The 16856-nt window shown below is 67.0% G+C and carries 17 protein-coding genes; 10 read left to right on the forward strand and 7 right to left on the reverse strand.

All coding sequences use genetic code 11. The annotated features are described in order from the left end of the window. Positions 1–18 precede the first annotated feature (18 nt). The 5 genes from ACVWWN_RS25345 (at position 19) to ACVWWN_RS25365 (ending at position 3443) form a co-directional block, all read left to right on the forward strand. On the forward strand, positions 19–210 hold the full coding sequence (locus tag ACVWWN_RS25345) for a hypothetical protein (RefSeq protein ID WP_457146301.1): 192 nt from the start codon (positions 19–21) through the stop codon (positions 208–210). Beyond that, positions 207–1154 (forward strand): non-homologous end-joining DNA ligase, encoded by a 948-nt coding sequence (gene ligD, locus ACVWWN_RS25350; protein ID WP_457146302.1) that lies wholly within the window; start codon positions 207–209, stop codon positions 1152–1154. The genes ACVWWN_RS25345 and ligD (ACVWWN_RS25350) overlap by 4 nt, the downstream gene beginning before the upstream one ends. Beyond that, on the forward strand, positions 1154–2038 hold the full coding sequence (gene ligD, locus ACVWWN_RS25355) for a non-homologous end-joining DNA ligase (RefSeq protein ID WP_457146303.1): 885 nt from the start codon (positions 1154–1156) through the stop codon (positions 2036–2038). Before ligD (ACVWWN_RS25350) ends, ligD (ACVWWN_RS25355) begins: the two co-directional genes overlap by 1 nt. Further along, positions 2031–2807, forward strand: a complete 777-nt coding sequence (locus ACVWWN_RS25360; protein WP_457146304.1) for an Fpg/Nei family DNA glycosylase — start codon at positions 2031–2033, stop codon at positions 2805–2807. Before ligD (ACVWWN_RS25355) ends, ACVWWN_RS25360 begins: the two co-directional genes overlap by 8 nt. A 114-nt stretch (positions 2808–2921) precedes the next feature. After that, positions 2922–3443 carry a hypothetical protein gene (locus ACVWWN_RS25365; RefSeq protein WP_457146305.1) on the forward strand — a complete coding sequence of 174 codons (522 nt, stop codon included), beginning with the start codon at positions 2922–2924 and terminating at the stop codon, positions 3441–3443. Positions 3444–3446: 3 nt separating this feature from the next. On the opposite strand, the gene coaE is transcribed toward ACVWWN_RS25365, so the two are convergent. Together coaE and rpsA are read right to left on the reverse strand one after the other, a co-directional pair. Further along, complete coding sequence (gene coaE / locus ACVWWN_RS25370; RefSeq protein ID WP_457146306.1) at positions 3447–4652, reverse strand: dephospho-CoA kinase; 1206 nt, start codon at positions 4650–4652, stop codon at positions 3447–3449. A gap of 18 nt (positions 4653–4670) precedes the next feature. After that, positions 4671–6119, reverse strand: a complete 1449-nt coding sequence (gene rpsA, locus ACVWWN_RS25375) for a 30S ribosomal protein S1 (RefSeq protein ID WP_457146307.1) — start codon at positions 6117–6119, stop codon at positions 4671–4673. A gap of 152 nt (positions 6120–6271) precedes the next feature. Here rpsA and ACVWWN_RS25380 point away from each other — a divergent pair, with 152 nt between their 5' ends. Continuing rightward, positions 6272–7444, forward strand: coding sequence for a PrsW family intramembrane metalloprotease (locus tag ACVWWN_RS25380; RefSeq protein WP_457146308.1), 1173 nt, complete (start codon positions 6272–6274; stop codon positions 7442–7444). On the opposite strand, the gene ACVWWN_RS25385 is transcribed toward ACVWWN_RS25380, so the two are convergent. The 4 genes from ACVWWN_RS25385 to ACVWWN_RS25400 all read right to left on the reverse strand — a co-directional run bounded on the left by ACVWWN_RS25385 (position 7441) and on the right by ACVWWN_RS25400 (position 12974). After that, the gene (locus tag ACVWWN_RS25385) at positions 7441–8340 is read right to left on the reverse strand and encodes an SAM-dependent methyltransferase (protein ID WP_457146309.1); all 900 of its coding nucleotides are present in this window, start codon (positions 8338–8340) and stop codon (positions 7441–7443) included. The genes ACVWWN_RS25380 and ACVWWN_RS25385 overlap by 4 nt on opposite strands. Positions 8341–8421: 81 nt before the next feature. Further along, positions 8422–9336, reverse strand: a complete 915-nt coding sequence (locus ACVWWN_RS25390; RefSeq protein ID WP_457146310.1) for a helix-turn-helix domain-containing protein — start codon at positions 9334–9336, stop codon at positions 8422–8424. 17 nt (positions 9337–9353) lie between these two features. Continuing rightward, on the reverse strand, positions 9354–12026 hold the full coding sequence (gene polA / locus ACVWWN_RS25395; RefSeq protein WP_457149274.1) for a DNA polymerase I: 2673 nt from the start codon (positions 12024–12026) through the stop codon (positions 9354–9356). A gap of 57 nt (positions 12027–12083) precedes the next feature. Next, the gene (locus ACVWWN_RS25400) at positions 12084–12974 is read right to left on the reverse strand and encodes a LysR substrate-binding domain-containing protein (RefSeq protein WP_457146311.1); all 891 of its coding nucleotides are present in this window, start codon (positions 12972–12974) and stop codon (positions 12084–12086) included. Between the two features lie 70 nt (positions 12975–13044). On the opposite strand from ACVWWN_RS25400, the gene ACVWWN_RS25405 reads away from it, so the two are divergent. Together ACVWWN_RS25405 and ACVWWN_RS25410 are read left to right on the forward strand one after the other, a co-directional pair. Next, positions 13045–14205, forward strand: coding sequence for an FAD-dependent monooxygenase (locus ACVWWN_RS25405; protein ID WP_457146312.1), 1161 nt, complete (start codon positions 13045–13047; stop codon positions 14203–14205). Continuing rightward, on the forward strand, positions 14202–14894 hold the full coding sequence (locus ACVWWN_RS25410) for an alpha/beta fold hydrolase (protein WP_457146313.1): 693 nt from the start codon (positions 14202–14204) through the stop codon (positions 14892–14894). Before ACVWWN_RS25405 ends, ACVWWN_RS25410 begins: the two co-directional genes overlap by 4 nt. Here ACVWWN_RS25410 and ACVWWN_RS25415 read toward each other — a convergent pair. Then, positions 14888–15043 carry a hypothetical protein gene (locus ACVWWN_RS25415; protein WP_457146314.1) on the reverse strand — a complete coding sequence of 52 codons (156 nt, stop codon included), beginning with the start codon at positions 15041–15043 and terminating at the stop codon, positions 14888–14890. The genes ACVWWN_RS25410 and ACVWWN_RS25415 overlap by 7 nt on opposite strands. Positions 15044–15183: 140 nt before the next feature. Here ACVWWN_RS25415 and ACVWWN_RS25420 point away from each other — a divergent pair, with 140 nt between their 5' ends. Further along, entirely contained in the window at positions 15184–15645 is a 462-nt protein-coding gene (locus tag ACVWWN_RS25420; protein WP_457146315.1) for a Zn-ribbon domain-containing OB-fold protein, read from the forward strand. Beyond that, entirely contained in the window at positions 15642–16838 is a 1197-nt protein-coding gene (locus tag ACVWWN_RS25425; protein WP_457146316.1) for a lipid-transfer protein, read from the forward strand. The genes ACVWWN_RS25420 and ACVWWN_RS25425 overlap by 4 nt, the downstream gene beginning before the upstream one ends. Positions 16839–16856: the final 18 nt, after the last annotated feature.

The following is a 16856-nucleotide window of genomic DNA, read 5'->3' on the forward strand; positions in this document are numbered from 1 at the left end:
CGCGGGTATGCCCTCGACGTGACGCTGGGCAGGTATCGCGAGAGGACTCCGGCCGGGCGCAGCCCGGAGCCGCCGGGACGGCAACGAACGGGTCAGCGCCGCGGAGCGCCGGCCGAAGTCCAGCATCACGAGGCGAGCAGCGACCATCACGACTTCCGGCTCGAGTTCGACGGCGTGCTCTACGGGCGCACGCTCGGCGAACGCTCGTGACCGATCCGGTGCCCGACTGGCACTCCCCCACTCTTGCCACGCTGACCGATGAGCGGTTCTCCGACCCCGGCTGGATCTACGAGCGCAAGCTCGACGGGGTGCGCTGCCTGGCGTTCCGCGACGATCGACGGGTGCGGCTGCTGTCACGCAATCGTCAGCCCCTCAACGAAACGTATCCCGAAGTGGTCGATGCTCTCGCCGCACAGAAGAGCTCGAACTTCGTCGTCGACGGCGAGATCGTGGCATTCGAGGGCCGGCGTACCAGCTTTGCCCGCCTGCAGGGGCGGCTGGGCATCACCGACCCCGACCAGGCCCGCGAATCGGGCGTCCCAGTCTTCTATTACCTGTTCGACATCATGCACCTCGACGGCAAAACCACCGTCGACGTTCCGCTGCTTTCGCGCAAACGACTGTTGCGCAAAACCTTTCAGTTCATTGATCCGCTGCGGTACACGTCCCACCGGGTCAAAGACGGCGAGGCCGCCTTCGCGGCGGCCTGCAAACGCGGCGACGAGGGGGTGATCGCCAAACTGGCGGACGCCGCATACGAGAGTCGGCGTTCGCGGAACTGGCTCAAATTCAAGTGCAGCCGCGACCAGGAGTTCGTCATCGTGGGCTACACCGCCCCGAAAGGCAGCAGGGTCGGGCTCGGCGCACTCCTCCTCGGCTATCACGACGGCGACCAGATGATTTACGCGGGCAAGGTCGGCACGGGCTTCGACACCGCGACTCTCCGCAGCCTGCACAGACGGTTGTCCAGCACCGAACAGAACACTCCGCCGGTCACCCAGACCAGAGTGCCTGGCGCGCACTGGGTTCGTCCGACAACGGTGGCGCAGGTGGCGTTCAGCGAATGGACCCGCGACGGCAAGCTGCGCCACCCACGCTACCTGGGGCTACGCCCCGACAAGAGCCCCGACGAAGTGGTGAGGGAGACGCGCTGATGCCCGCCGTCGAGATCACGCATCCCGACCGGGTGATGTTCCCGGCCGACGGCATCACCAAGGCCGATCTGGTGGAGTACTATACCCAGATCGGCGAGGTGATGGTGCCGCACCTGAAGCACCGCCCGCTGACGCTGTGGCGTTACCCGCGGGGAATCGACCAGAAGGGGTTCGTCCAGCAGGATTTTGCGGATTCGCTCCCCGACTGGATGGGCCGCGCGGAGGTCGACAAGGACGACGGCACCGTCGTACACCCGACTGCGGACCGCCGGGACGCCCTGCGATGGCTCGCCAACCAGAACTGCGTCACCGTGCATGCATGGTTGTCCCGGCGCGACCGACTGCACACACCGGACCGCATCATCTTCGACCTCGACCCGTCCAGCAGCGACTTCGCGGTGGTGAAGGCGACGGCGCGCTCGGTGGCCGCGGTGCTGGACGATCTCGGCCTGGTGACGTACGTCCAGACCACCGGATCGCGCGGTCTCCACGTCGTGACCCCGATCAAGGAGGACACCGATTTCGACACCGTACGTCAGTTCGCCCGCGAGGTTGCCGATGTGGTGGCCGCTGACGACCCGGACCATCGCACGGTCGAGATGCGCAAGGCAAAGCGTGGCGATCGGGTGTACCTGGACGTCATGCGGAACGCGTACGCCCAGACCGCGGTTGCGCCCTATGCCGTGCGGGCGCGGCGCGGCGCACCGGTGGCCACCCCGCTCGCGTGGGACGAGCTGGGCCGCCGCGGCCTGCGCGCCGACTTGTTCACCATCCGCGATGTGCCCAAACGGCTCGCCGAACACGGCGACCCGTGGGCCGACATGGCCCGGCGTGCCCGGTCACTGACCGCTCCGACCGAACGGCTGGCCAAGATCCGTGCCTGAGCCGCCCGACGTCGAGGGTTTTCGCCGTGAGCTGGCTCGGATGCTGCCGGGGCGCCGCATCCGTGAGGTCGACGTGCTCGACGCGGGGGTGCTGCGCAACACGACAGCGCGGGCCTTGGCTCGCAAGCTGGCCGACCACCGCTTCGGCGAACCGAGGCGGCACGGAAAGTGGCTCATCCTGCCGACCGATGGGCCCACGCTTCTGGTCCACAGCGGCATGACGGGCCACCCGTACTACTCGGCCTATGGCGACAGCAACCGCCACGACCGGCTCGTGCTCGCCCTCGACAGCGGCGAACTTCACTACGCCGACCTGCGAAAGCTACGCGGCGTCTGGCTGGCGGACGACGACGAGGCGGTCGACGCCGTAGTGGGCGAGCAGGGCCCGGATGCCCTCGACATCGATCTGCGGACACTGCGCCGCGCGCTGGACAACCGCCGCGGTTCGCTCAAGCCCACCCTGATGGATCAATCGGTGGTCTCCGGGCTTGGCAACCTGCTCACCGACGAGATCTGTTGGCGGGCCCGGCTTCACCCCGCGCGGCGCCTGGGAGACCTCGACGAGAGCGATGTGCGCCGGCTTCACAACGCCATGAAGCGCGTGTTGCGCACCGCGGTGCGGCACGCCCGCGTGCCGGGGCTCCCGCGCTGGGTGACCCGGGTGCGAGACGATCCGGACCCCGGCTGCCCACGATGCGGCACACGGTTGAGACGTAGCCGGATCGGCGGCCGCACATCCCTTTGGTGCCCACGCTGCCAGCCGTCGTGAGCAGCAGTACCGGTAACGATCGAGTGCATCACCTCGATGATCTTGATGATGGAAATACCTGCAGGCGGCCGCGGATGTGCGTTTCACCAGGTGAGGGTTGTAATGTCGGCTGTCATGAGCTGCATCAAGCGCGGTTGGCCGGTGATCGCGGCGGTTGCGCTGTTCGTGGCCGGCGCGCAGGTCATTCCGGCCTCTGCACTCGCCGAACCGGACCCCGGCCCGCAGACCGATGTCGCACCGGCGCCCGGGGGCGACGGGTTGCTGCACAACATCACCTACCGGGCCCGTGCAGACGGCACGTCCCGCGGAGCGGTGGTGGCCTACAAGATCGACGACCAGAACGTCAACAGCGATCAGCCGACGCTGCTGCCGGGCAGCACATTCGAGGTGAACACGGTGCTGGCCAACCCGAAGCTGGCGGGCATGGAGGTCTCCATCGAATGGCCGTACGGATCGAACCTGCACTGTGAGATCCTGGTCGATGACCAGATCGTCGCGCAGGCCGATCAATTCATCGCGCCGAGACTGTTCCACGTCAAGGACGACCCCCTGTACGGCACACTGCAGTGCGGCGCTCCCCTCGACGCTCCTGTTGCCGGCGAAACCCCGCCCGGCGGCGCGCCACCGGCGGCGTAGCGGTCAGGGCCGCCAGTTTGTGGCGTCCGCCCACTCCCACGCGCGTCGGTAGGCATCGAGGAACCACGGCTCCTTGGCATCGCCATAATTCGGTGATTGCAGCGCTTCCCGCTTGGCCGCCGCATAGGCCTGCTGCTCTGCGGGGTCGGCCCGCAACCAGTCGCGGAACAGAATCGCGAACTGTTGGTTGGGCCAGCCGTCCACCCGAAGATCGATGTTGGCCGGCCGTCCGGGATCGGCGGCTCCGTGAACTCGCTTGCGCCACCACGCCGCATCATCCGTGCGGTCGAATTCGGGCACGGTGCTGCGCGCGTCGGGTTTCGCAAAATCGTTCTCGATGTGCGCGTGGCGCGGATAGCCCACCTCCGCCAGTGCATCGGCGATGTCGTCGGCGACCTGTAGCGAAGACACAGTCACCTGGATGTCGATGACGTCCTTGGCATCCAGGCCCGGCACCGCCGTCGATCCGATGTGGTCGATCCGCACCGTTTTCGCACCGCACGCCATCTGAATGCGCGCCATGATCCGCCGGGCATCGTCGGGCCAGCGCCGTTGGTAAGAGACAACTTTCGGCACGGGCCGCACCGCCTGCCGCGCGCGAAGGTTGTGCGCGAGCGGCAGCACCCGGTTGTCCCAGAGATCGCGGGCCTTCTCGACGAGCTCCGCCGGTGAAGCCGAATTGTCAAGCAGCACATCGGCGATTGCGCGGCGCTGCTCCTCCGATGCCTGCGCCTTGATGCGCGCCCAGGCGTCGGCTTCGTCCATCCCGCGCTTGATCAGGCGTTCGACACGAGTCTGCTCGTCGGCGTGGACGACCACGACGAGGGGGAAGGCCGGGGCCATTCCGGTCTCGACGAGCAGCGGGATGTCCTCGACCACGACCGCGTCTTCCTGGTCGTCCGACACCGAGCCGATGATCTCCATGCGGCGCTTGCCGACCAATGGATGGACGATCCCGTTCAGCTTGGCGCGCTGCTCGTCGTCGACGAACGCCTTGGCGGCCAGTGCCGGACGGTTCAGCGACCCGTCCGGCAGGAGGATGTCCTCACCGAAGGTCTCGACGAGCCGAGCCAACCCCTCAGTGCCGCGTTCGACGACTTCGCGCGCGATCACGTCGCCATCGACGATGATGCCGCCACACTCGTGGAATGTGGCGGACACCGTCGACTTGCCCGCGCCGATACCGCCGGTCAGACCGATCCGCACCATCCGCAGGCGTTACTGAGACTAAGCGCTACCGGCGAGCTTCTCCCGCAGCGCGGCAAGCTGAGCATCGCTGGCCAGCGACCCACCCGCAGCGGTCTCATCCGACCGCGAGGTGCCGTTGGAGGAGGTCGCCGACTCGGCAACAGCTGCCGCTTCGGCGGCGGCGAACTTCTCCATCTGGGCGGTGTGCATCTTGTGCCGGCGCTCGGCCTCCGCGTAGCGGGCCTCCCACTCGTCACGCTGCTTCTCGAAGCCCTCGAGCCACTCGTTCGTCTCGGAGTCGAAACCCTCCGGGAAGATGTAGTTGCCCTGTTCGTCGTAGCTGTCGGCCATGCCGTACTTCGACGGGTCGAATTCCTCGGTGTAGTCCTCGTTGGCCTGCTTGAGGCTCAGCGAGATGCGGCGACGCTCCAGGTCGATGTCGATGACCTTGACCATCGCGTCGTCGCCGACCTGAACCACCTGGTCCGGAACCTCGACATGGCGCTCGGACAGCTCGGAGATGTGTACCAGACCCTCGATGCCCTCTTCGACACGGACGAACGCACCGAACGGCACCAGCTTGGTGACCTTGCCCGGCACGATCTGGCCGATCGCGTGGGTGCGAGCGAAGTGGCGCCACGGATCTTCCTGAGTGGCTTTGAGCGACAACGAAACCCGCTCGCGGTCCATGTCGACGTCGAGGACCTCGACCGTGACCTCGTCGCCCACCTGGACGACCTCGGACGGGTGATCGATGTGCTTCCAGGACAGCTCGGACACGTGCACCAGGCCGTCGACACCGCCGAGATCCACGAACGCGCCGAAGTTGACGATCGAGGACACCACACCCTTGCGGATGGCGCCCTTCTGCAGCTGGTTGAGGAACTCGCTGCGCACCTCGGACTGGGTCTGCTCCAGCCACGCCCGGCGCGAGAGCACCACGTTGTTGCGGTTCTTGTCGAGCTCGATGATCTTGGCCTCGATCTCCTTGCCGATATACGGCTGCAGATCACGGACACGACGCATCTCGACCAGGGACGCGGGCAGGAAGCCGCGCAGGCCGATGTCGAGGATCAGGCCGCCCTTGACGACCTCGATGACGGTGCCCTTGACGGCCTCGTCCTTCTCTTTGAGCTCTTCGATGGTGCCCCAGGCGCGCTCGTACTGTGCGCGCTTCTTGGACAGGATCAGGCGGCCTTCCTTGTCCTCCTTGGTGAGGACCAGGGCTTCGACCTCATCGCCGACGGAAACGACCTCGTTCGGGTCGACGTCGTGCTTGATGGAGAGCTCACGGGAAGGGATGACGCCTTCGGTCTTGTAACCGATGTCGAGCAGGACTTCGTCACGGTCAACCTTGACGATCGTCCCTTCGACGATGTCGCCATCGTTGAAGTACTTGATGGTTTTGTCGATGGCGGCGAGAAAATCCTCGGCCGAGCCGATGTCGTTAAGGGCTACTTGCGGCGAGGTGACGGAGGGGCTTGGCATGTGGTGGGTTGCTCCGGACAGGTTTGGTCGTAGGGACTGGGACTCTTGTTATTGGTGTGGCCCGCGATGATGCACAGACGGGTACGTGTCGAGGTTACTCGACTGTGCACATGCTGGACAAACTCAGTCCCCACGGCGGTTAACCTGCTGTCGTGTCATACCCCGGCCGGCCACCGCAACCGCACCCGTTGAGCCCGCCCTTTCAGCGCCGCATCCGCAAGGTTGGAGCGCCGCTGGCGGTGATCATCCTGCTGGGCACGGTCGCCGGGCTGATCGTCATCCTGCTCACCGCGATCAACCCGATCGGCACGGCCGTCGGATTCGTGCTGTCCAGCCTGGCGATGACGGTCGTCGTGCTGGCCTACGTGTGGCTGGACCGATGGGAGCCGGAGCCGCCGCGGCTGCTGGTGCTGGCGTTTCTCTGGGGCGCGTCGGTGGCCGTCGTCGTGTCGGCGATGCTGCAACTCACCCTGGAGGCCTGGACCAACCCCGGAGCCGGGTCCACCGTCAGTGCATTCTCGGTCGTGGGCGCCGCGCCCCTGACCGAAGAGGCCGCCAAGGGCCTCTTTCTACTGCTCATGATGACCGGGGTCCGCCGCAACGAGCTCAACTCGCTGACGGACTGCCTGGTGTACGCGGGCCTGGCCGGGGCGGGTTTCGCCTGGCTGGAGGACATCCTCTACATCGGCGGCGGCGAGACCGTCGGCGATTCGCTCGTCACCGCCGCGATGCGGCTGATCATGGCGCCGTTCGCGCACTCCCTGTTCACCACGATGACCGGCATCGGCGTGTACTTCGCGCTCCAGCGGCGAAGTGTTGCCGCCAAGGCCGGCTGCATTCTGCTGGGCTACCTCGCCGCGGTGTTCATGCACGGGTCGTGGAACGGCTCGTCACTGCTGAGCATCGAGGCCTACTTTCTCACGTACATCTTCTGGATGGTGCCGATCTTCGGTCTGGTGATCTGGCTTTCCGTCGCGAGCCGGCGGAGGGAACAGCGGATCGTGGCCGAGAAGCTGCCCGGAATGGTGTCCGCCGGCCTGGTCACCCCGAGCGAGGCGTCCTGGCTGGGTTCGATCCGCGCCCGCAGGCAGGCGGTCGCGGCCGCACGGGGGTTCGGGGGGAAGGTAGCCGCAAAGCCGGTCAAGAACTTCGCCGCCCAGGTGGTCGAGTTGGCGTTCGTGCGCGACCGGATCGACCGCGGCTTCGGCGATGAGCGAGTGTTCGCATTGCAGACCGACGAGGCATACGCGGTGTACGCGGCCCGCGGCGCCGCCCCTGCACTGCAGAGTCTGGCCGGGTATCGGGCGCCGCAGGCACGCCGCTAGCGCCTGGTCGCAACGAGGTAGTCGATCGCTCCATGAAACCGTGTGCTCGTGTCGAGGCTGTGGGTCGACACTTCGGCAGCGGCAAGTAGGTCGGTGATCGTATGAGCATTGACGAACCAGCCGTGGCTTGCCAGGTAGACTTCGGCGTTACTGCGGACCTGCGGGTAGGTGGGGGTTCCGAAGTCGACGTCGAAGCCGTTCTGCTTCCACGTATGCGCCACCTCGCCGATCAGCGAACCGATTGACGGGGAATCGGCCCTCAAATGATCGGCGGCGAGCCGACTTCCGGGCGCGCTCAACTCCGTCATCTGCCCGAGCAGGCGATCCTGCGCGTCACCGGGGAGATAGCCGATCATCAATCCCTCGGCAATCCATGCTGTGGGTCGGCTCGGGTCGAAACCCGCGTCCCGTAACGCCATGGGCCAGTCTTGGCGGAGATCGACTCCGACGGTGCGTACTTCAGCGCCCGGTGTGGCACCAACCCGTGCCAGCGTGACTGTTTTGAACTCGATCACTGCGGGCTGGTCGATCTCGTAGATGACGGTGCCTTCCGGCCATTCCAGGCGGTAGGCCCTGGAATCCAATCCCGATGCGACGATCACCAACTGCCGGGCGGTGCCCGCCATCACCCGGGTCACGAAGTCGTCGAAAAACCGCGTCCGCACAGCGAAGAACTCCGGAAGGCACCCCGGCCCGACGTCTTCGTACTCCAATGAACCGCTCGCGAGGCGGGCAAAGAGGTCAACCCCGGCCGCGCGCACCAGAACTTCGGCGTACGGATCGTCGATGAGTGAATTCGGCCGCCTGGTCGCTGCCGCCCTCGCCGCTGCCGCCATCGAGGCGGCGGCCCCCACACTGCTCACCAGCTCCCAACTGTCGTTTTCGCTACCCGTCATACTTCCAGCCTGGCCGCCGCCAAGCGGAGGTGCGGTCATGAGAAAACGCAAAATTGACACCAGGTTTCAGCCGGATCGCAGCTAGGACAACAGTTGCCTGCGGTAGGCGGTCGGCGTCATCGAGAGGCGCCTGCGCAATACGGCCGCAAGATGCTGAGAGTTCGCGAATCCGCACCGGTATGCGATATCGCCGATGCTGATGGACGGATCCCCGAGAAGCTCACAAGCACGCTCGAACCGGCGTCGCATCAAGTAGCGATGGGGCGGCTCCCCCGTGCCGTCGCGGAACAGGGTCGTGAGGTGAGTCACCGAGAGGCCCACCTCCGCGGCCATCCCCTGCAGACCGACATCCTCCGCGAGGTGGGCTTCGAGGTAGTCGATGGCCCGCGTCAGACGCCAATCTCGCGACTTCCGTGAGCGTTCCGTGACGAAGGCCATCGATCCCGATACGTTCGAATGCTTGCGCAGCAGACTTATCGCAAGAGCCTGGCCCAGCGCATCGAGCATCATGCGAGCGCAGCGATCGGGATTCGCCATCTCGAGCATGATCTGTCGGCAGATCGCCTCGATGCCGGGGGCGGGCGCACACATCGGATCGATCAGGGCGACCGACGGGCCGGCGGCAGGTTTTGCACTTTCAAGCGCCAATTGCTCAACCATCGCGTGCGGAAGGTACACGTGCAGAACGGAGAATCGTTTCGATGACGCGAAGACACCGCGTGGTTGCTCGCCGGCCCGAACCAGGTTCGGATGGAATGCCCTGTGGTGACCACTCCACTTCCGACGTCCGTCGCCGAAGTAGGTGTGGTGATACTCACTGGTGACAGGCATCGAGATGATGTTCGTCTCGATGGCGCTGCCCTCCAACTCATAGGTCCTGCCCGGCTCGAACCGCCAGATGGCCGCGGAGATGGAGTCGGCCTGCGAGGTCATGTGCGCGTCGGGGACGATGCCCAACCTGTGCGCGATGCTCGAGGAAAGCGAACTGGTGCTCACGCACCAGCCAAACGCCGCTAGTGCGCCGCGGAGTCCCAGCTGCGACCAAAGCCGACCGAAACCTCCAGCGGGACGTCCAACGAGTACGCGCCGCCCATCTCGTCGCGGACGAGCTTCTCCAAGGCGTCCCGCTCCCCATCGGCGACTTCGAACAGCAGTTCGTCATGCACCTGCAGCAGCATGCGCGACGTCAACCCGGCATCCTTCAGCGCCCTGTCGACGTTGATCATGGCCACCTTGATGATGTCGGCGGCGCTGCCCTGAATCGGCGCGTTCAGCGCGGCCCGCTCGGCGGCCTCCCGGACGTTGCGGTTGCTGCTGTCGAGTTCGGGCAGATAACGCCGCCTGCCGAAAACCGTCGACGTGTAGCCGTCCTTGCGGGCCTGGTCGACCACTTCGTGCAGATAATCGCGCACTCCACCGAACCGGCTGAAGTACTGCTCCATCTGTACCTTGGCTTCCTCGGTGGAGATCTTCAGCTGGGCGGCCAGGCCGTAGGCGGAAAGCCCGTACGCCAGTCCGTACGACATCGCCTTGACGCGTCGCCGCAGTTCGGCGGTGACCTCGTCGATCGGCACTGAGAACGCCCGCGAGGCGACGAACGAGTGCAGGTCCTCGCCGGTGTTGAAGGCCTCGATCAGGCCGTCGTCCCTCGACAGGTGCGCCATGATCCGCATCTCGATCTGGCTGTAGTCCGCCGTCATCAGCTCGGCAAAATCGCCCTGGGCGCCCTTGCCGACGACGAACGCGTCGCGGATCCGGCGGCCCGCGTCGGTGCGGATCGGGATGTTCTGCAGGTTCGGCTCGGTCGACGACAACCGGCCGGTGGCGGCGATGGTCTGGTTGAAGGTGGTGTGAATCCGGCCGTCGGAGGCCACCGAGTTCAGCAGGCCGTCGACAGTGACCTTGAGCCGGGTGGCGTCGCGGTGGGCCAGTAGATGCTGCAGGAACGGATGCCCGGTCTTGTCGAACAGCGACTGCAGAGCGTCGGCGTCGGTGGTGTAGCCGGTCTTGGTGCGCTTGGTCTTCGGCATCTCCAGCTCGTCGAACAGCACGACCTGCAGCTGTTTGGGCGAGCCGAGGTTGATCTGCTTGCCGATCACCGCGTAGGCGGCCTCGGCAGCGTCGCGGATCTGGTCGGCGAACTCGCTCTGCAACTCGGACAGCTGGCCCAGGTCGACGGCGATGCCCGCGGTCTCCATCCGGGCCAGCGCGCGCTGAACCGGCAGCTCCATGTTGCCCAGCAGCTCGGACGAGTCGATCCGGGCCAGCTCCTCGTCGAGTGCAGTCGCCAGGTCGGTCACCGCGCTCGCGCGCAGGAGCAACGTCTGCACCGCCTGGTCGTCGACACCCTCGCTGTCGTCGAGCAGCGAAAGCTGTTGCTGCTCAGGGTTGTCCGCGCGCAATTCGCGCTTCAGATACCGCAGCGAAAGATCGTCGAGCGCGAAGCTGCGTTGTCCGGGACGCACCAGGTAAGCGGCCAGCGCGGTATCCGACGTGACGCCGGCGAGCTTCCAGCCGCGACCCTCGAGGTCATGTATGGCGAGTTTGGCCTCGTGCAGCGCCTTCGGTTGTCCCGGGTCGGCCAGCCAGGCCGCCAGCGCGGCCTCGTCGTCGGGATGAAGGCTCGTGGTGTCGAGGTACCGGCCGTCGCCGTCGGCAGCGACGATGGCCAGTGCGGTGGCGTCGGCGTCGAACGCCAGGTGGGTGCCCACGACGGCGAGCCCGAACCGGTCACCCGCGCTGTGCGCGCTGAGCCAGGCGCCCAGTTCACCGGCCTCGAGGGCGCCGCCCTGCACGTCGAAGCCCTGGTCGACCTCAGGATCGGCCGAGGCCAGCGTGTCGAACAACCGGTCGCGCAGCACGCGGAACTCGAGATCGTCGAAGAGCCGGTGGATGTGGTCGCGGTCCCACGGCTGCATCCGCAGGGTGTCGGGTGTCTGCGCCAGCGGCACGTCCTTGACCAGATCGGTCAGCTCCCGGTTCAACACCACGCTCGACAGATTGGCCCGTAGCGCGTCGCCGACCTTGCCCTTCACGGTGTCCACGCCGTCGACCAGTGCCTGCAGCGATCCGTACTCGGCGATCCACTTGGTCGCCGTCTTCTCCCCCACCCCGGGGATGCCGGGCAGGTTGTCGCTGGGGTCGCCGCGCAGGGCCGCGAAGTCGGGGTACTGCGCGGGCGTCAGGCCGTACTTCTCCACGACCGCGTCCGGGGTGAACCGGGTCAGCTCGCTCACCCCTTTGCGCGGGTAGAGCACCGTGACGTCCTCGCTGACCAGCTGGAGCGAATCACGGTCGCCGGTGACGACCAGTACCCGATAGCCCTCGTTCTCGGCCTGCGTGGCAAGCGTGGCGATGACGTCGTCGGCCTCGAACCCGGGCTCGGCGAGCACGGTGATGCCCAGCGCGCCCAGCACCTCCTTGGTGATGTCGATCTGACCGCGGAACTCGTCCGGTGTCGCTGACCGTCCCGCCTTGTAGTCCGGGTACTTCTCCAGCCGGAACGTCTGACGTGAGACGTCGAACGCGGCGGCGATGTGCGTCGGCTGTTCGTCGCGCAGGAGGTTGATCAGCATGGCGGTGAACCCGTAGACGGCATTCGTGGTCAGCCCGCCCTGGGTCTTGAAGTTCTCCGCCGGCAGTGCATAGAAGGCCCGGAACGCCAGCGAATTGCCGTCCAGCAGCATCAATGTCGGCTTCTCGGTCGCCTTCTCGGCCGTTGCGCTTGCGGTCACGGCCCTACTCTATGCAGGTGCGCCGACACGCACGTGCTCCCGGGCCATGCCGACCAGAACGCGGGCCGCGGGGCTCATCGGCCCGCTGGCCCGCCAGGCCAGGACCAGGCGTCCACGCAGCTCGGGGGTGATCGCGATGGCGTGTACGCCGGCACGGGTGCGGGACACGGACTGCGGCACGATCGCCACGCCGAGACCCCGTTCGGCCAGCTCGGCCAGCTCGATCGGGGTGCTGGCCTCGAATGCGATCCGGACGGCTACGCCGGCGGCGGCGCACGCCTCGTCCAGTCTGCGACGGATGCCCGTGCCGACGGGCAGCGTGATCAGAGGCCGTTCGGCCAGTGCCGCGACCGGAACCGAGGACCGGTTCCGCCACGGGTCGCCCTTGCCCACCACCGCCTCGATGGACTCGTCGGTGGTGACCTCGACCGAAAGTCCGTCCGGTACCTCGCCGGAACCGACCGAGGCGATCACGAGATCCAGCCGGCCCGACTGAACGCCGTCGATCAGTGCGTCCGAGTCGTCGGTGCCCAGCGTGATCTCGACGGCCGGATGCGCACGGCTGAAGGCGGCGAGCAGGGCGGGCATGTCCAGGTTGTGTGCCGTGACGGTGCCGATGGCGACCGATCCGCGGACCAGATCACCGAGCTCCTCCACCGCGAGCCTGGCGTCATGCACCGCGGTCAGCGCGGCGCGCGCGTACGGCAGGACCGCTTCACCGGCGGCGGTGAGCCGGACTTCGCGGCGGGACCGATCCAGCAGTTGCTGACCGAGTTCCTTCTCGAGCCGGGCGACCTGGGTGCTGACCGCCGGCTGTGCGACATGGGCCCGCCGGGCGGCGCGGGTGAAGTTGGCCTCCTCGGCGACCGCCACGAAATACTCCAGCTGCCGCAGTTCCATAAGCGTTCACTATAGTTTCCGTCACAAATCGATATTGGACTTATAACTGCTGTTCGCGCACCGTGGAGTCATGAGCAAGCAATCGATTCTGGTCGCCGGGGCAGGCATCGGCGGACTCACCGCTGCGCTCACCCTCGGGCAGCGCGGGTTCGACGTCAGGGTCGTCGAACAGGCATCCGACCTGAAGCCGTTGGGGGTCGGCATCAACCTGCTACCCCACGCGGTACGTGAACTCGACGAATTGGGGCTCGCCGACAGGTTGGCCTCGATCTCTGTTGCACCCTCGGCCATTTCGTACTACGACAACCACGGCAGCGAGCTGTTCCGGGAGCCGCGCGGCATCGAAGGCGGCTACGGGCATCCTCAACTGTCGGTGCACCGCGGGCGGCTGCAGATGCTGCTGCTCGACGCCGTCGCCGATCGGCTCGGGGCCGACGCCGTACAGACCGCGGCCCGCCTGACCGGGTTCACCGACGCCGCCGGCGGGATCGTCGGCCACACCGCGGGAGGCGACCTGCGCGCCGACGCGCTCGTCGGCGCGGACGGCGTCAACTCCGCGGTACGTGCGGCGCTGCATCCCGAGGGCAGTCCGCTGCTGTGGTCCGGTATCCGGATGTTTCGCGGCGCGACGCGCCGGCAGGCATTCCTCGACGGGCGCACCATGGCGATCGTCAAGGGAGTCGGCGGGGTCGACCTCGTGGTCTATCCGATCGGCGCCGGGCTGGTGAACTGGGTGCTGCAGGTGCCTGGCGGCCAGCCCGGACCTCTGACCGGCGACGCGGCATGGAACAGGGCCGCCGATCCCGCAGACATCATTCCGCTCGTCGAGCACTGGCGGCTGGGCTGGCTCGACGTCGCCGGATTGATCGGCAACACCGACGAGGTGTTCGAGTACCCGATGGTCGACCGGGATCCGCTGACGCGCTGGGGCCGTTTGAACGGGTCCGGACGTGCGACATTGCTGGGCGACGCCGCGCATCCGATGTATCCCGTCGGGGCCAACGGCGGTTCACAGGCGATCCTCGACGCCCGCGTCCTGGCCGACGAACTGGCCCACGGTGTCGAGAACGGCCTGCGCCGATATGAAGAGCGCCGGCGGCCGGAGACCGCCGAGGTCGTCGAGGCCAACCGCGAGATGCTGCACGCCGGAGCCGGCCGCCGGCCCGACCAACTGGCCCGCGTCACCGCCAAGTACCGCAGCGACACGCACGCCGACAGGACGCACGCATGACCACCTACGTCCTGATTCCCGGTGCCTGCCACGGCGCCTGGTGCTTCGACGACCTCACCGCGGCGCTGCACGACAACGGCCACCGCGTGCTGCGCTACACGCTGACCGGTGTGGCCGAACGCGCTCACCTCGCACATGCTGGCGTGAACCTCGAGACGCACATCACGGATGTGCTGTCGGCCTTGGCCGCCGAACCCGGTGCGGAGGACCTCGTGCTGGTCGGGCACAGTTACGGCGGCATGGTGATCACCGGCGTGGCCGACCGCATCCCCGACAAGATCGACGCGTTGGTGTACCTCGACGCGCTCGTCCCGCGGGACGGCGAATCATGTTGGCATCTGGTCAATGACGAGGAACGGCAGTGGTATCTCGACGTCGATGACACCGGCTACGGCGTCCCGCCGATGCCCTTCTTCGACCCGCGCGCGAGCGCCCACCCCCTCGCCTCGTTCCTGCAACGGATCCGGCTGACCGGCGAGCTCGACAGGTTCCGGCGACGCGACTTCGTCTACGCGTTGCAGTGGCCCGGCGACTCCCCGCTGCGACCGTCCTATGAACGGGTCCGCGACGATCCGCGCTGGAACGTGCATGAGCTCGACGGGGCGCACAACCTGATGCGGGACAACCCGGACGATCTGCTCCGCATCCTGCTCGACGTCTCGCGGTCCGTCCGAGCTGACGCTCAGTAGCCCAGGAGCTTGCGGAACTGCTGTCCGACGGCCATCGACTGACCCATCCGCTGCACCCAGCCGTCGAGTGCGGACTTGGTGTCCGCCGGATTCCACCCGCACTCCTGGATCCCGTTGATGGGCGCCCAGATCGGGTCGTCCGCCGCCACCGAGCGGGTCGACCGGCGCGCCCGGGATGCTACTCCCGGACCAGTGCACCCGGGTCCGTTCGCTACGGATCCCGACTTCAGCGCGAGCGTTGAACTGGAACACGTTTCAGTTTCGTCGCCGGAGTCGGTACGCTGACCGCGTGTCAGCATCCACGCAAACCGCGGTCGACGGTTGGTTCGCCACCGACGGTTCCGGAGCGCCGTACCTGATCGGCGGCAAGTGCCATCGGTGCGGCACGTTCGTGTTCCCGCCGCGCGCCAACAACTGCCCGAATCCCGCCTGTGACGGTGACGACCTGGCGCAGGTGCCGCTGTCCCGGCGCGGCACGCTGTGGAGCTACACCGAGAACCGGTACCCGCCGCCGCCTCCGTACCCGGCACCGGATCCGTTCGAGCCGTTCGCGATTGCCGCTGTGCAATTGGTCGACGAGGGTCTGATCGTGCTGGGCAAGGTCGTGGAGGGCACGCTGGCCGCGGACCTGAAGGTCGGCATGGAGATGGAGCTGGCCACGATGCCGCTGTTCGTCGACGACGACGGCGTCGAGCGCATCGTCTACGCGTGGCGGATTGCCGACGGCAGCAAGAAAGGGGCCGCGTCATGAGCGATCCGCTCTACATTCTCGGCGCGGGTATGCACCCGTGGGGCAAATGGGGCCGAGACTTCACCGAGTACGGCGTCGTCGCGGCGCGGGCCGCGCTCGCCGAGGCGGGCCTCGACTGGCGGCAGATCCAACTGGTCGCCGGCGCGGATACCATCCGTAACGGCTACCCCGGCTTCATCGCCGGATCGACGTTCGCGCAGAAGCTCGGCTGGAACGGTGTCCCCGTCAGCTCCAGTTACGCGGCCTGCGCCAGCGGTTCGCAGGCGTTGCAGAGCGCCCGCGCGCAGATCCTCGCCGGGTTCTGTGATGTCGCCTTGGTGATCGGTGCCGACACCACCGCCAAGGGTGCGTTCGCCCCGGTTGGCGGCGAGCGCCGCAACGATCCCGACTGGCAGCGCTTTCACCTGATCGGCGCGATGAATCCCGTGTATTTCGCGCTGCTCGCCCGCAGGCGGATGGACCTCTACGGCGCCACGTCCGAGGACTTCGCGGCGGTCAAGGTCAAGAACGCCAGGCACGGCCTGCAGAACCCGAACGCCCGTTATCGCAAGGAGAGCACGGTCGAGGATGTACTGGCCAGCCCCGTCGTCGCGGACCCGTTGCGGCAGCTGGAGATCTGCGCCACCTCCGACGGCGCCGCCGCGTTGATCGTGGCCAGCAAGGCGTTCGCCGAGAAGCATCTCGGCTCGGCCGAGGGCATACCGTCGGTTCGCGCGATCAGCACCGTTACCCCGCGCTATCCACAGCATCTGCCCGAGTTGCCCGACATCGCAACGGATTCGACGGCGGTCGTACCCGCGCCCGACCGGGTGTTCAAGGACCAGATCCTCGATGCCGCGTATGCCGAGGCCGGTATCGGGCCCGAGGACCTCAGCCTGGCCGAGGTCTACGACCTGTCCACCGCGCTGGAACTCGACTGGTACGAACATCTCGGCCTGTGCCCCAAGGGAGAAGCCGAGCAGTTGCTGCGCGGCGGCGAAACCACGATCGGCGGCAGGATCCCGGTCAATCCGTCGGGCGGGCTGGCGTGTTTCGGTGAAGCCATCCCGGCCCAGGCCATCGCCCAGGTCTGTGAGCTGACCTGGCAGCTGAAGGGCCAAGCCACCGGGCGCCAGGTCGAAGGAGCGAGGGTGGGCGTCACCGCCAACCAGGGATTGTTCGGGCACGGCTCCTCGGTGATCGTCGCGCGCTGAGCGAAGGCGAATACTCCG

Source organism: Mycobacterium sp. URHB0021, from assembly GCF_054057895.1.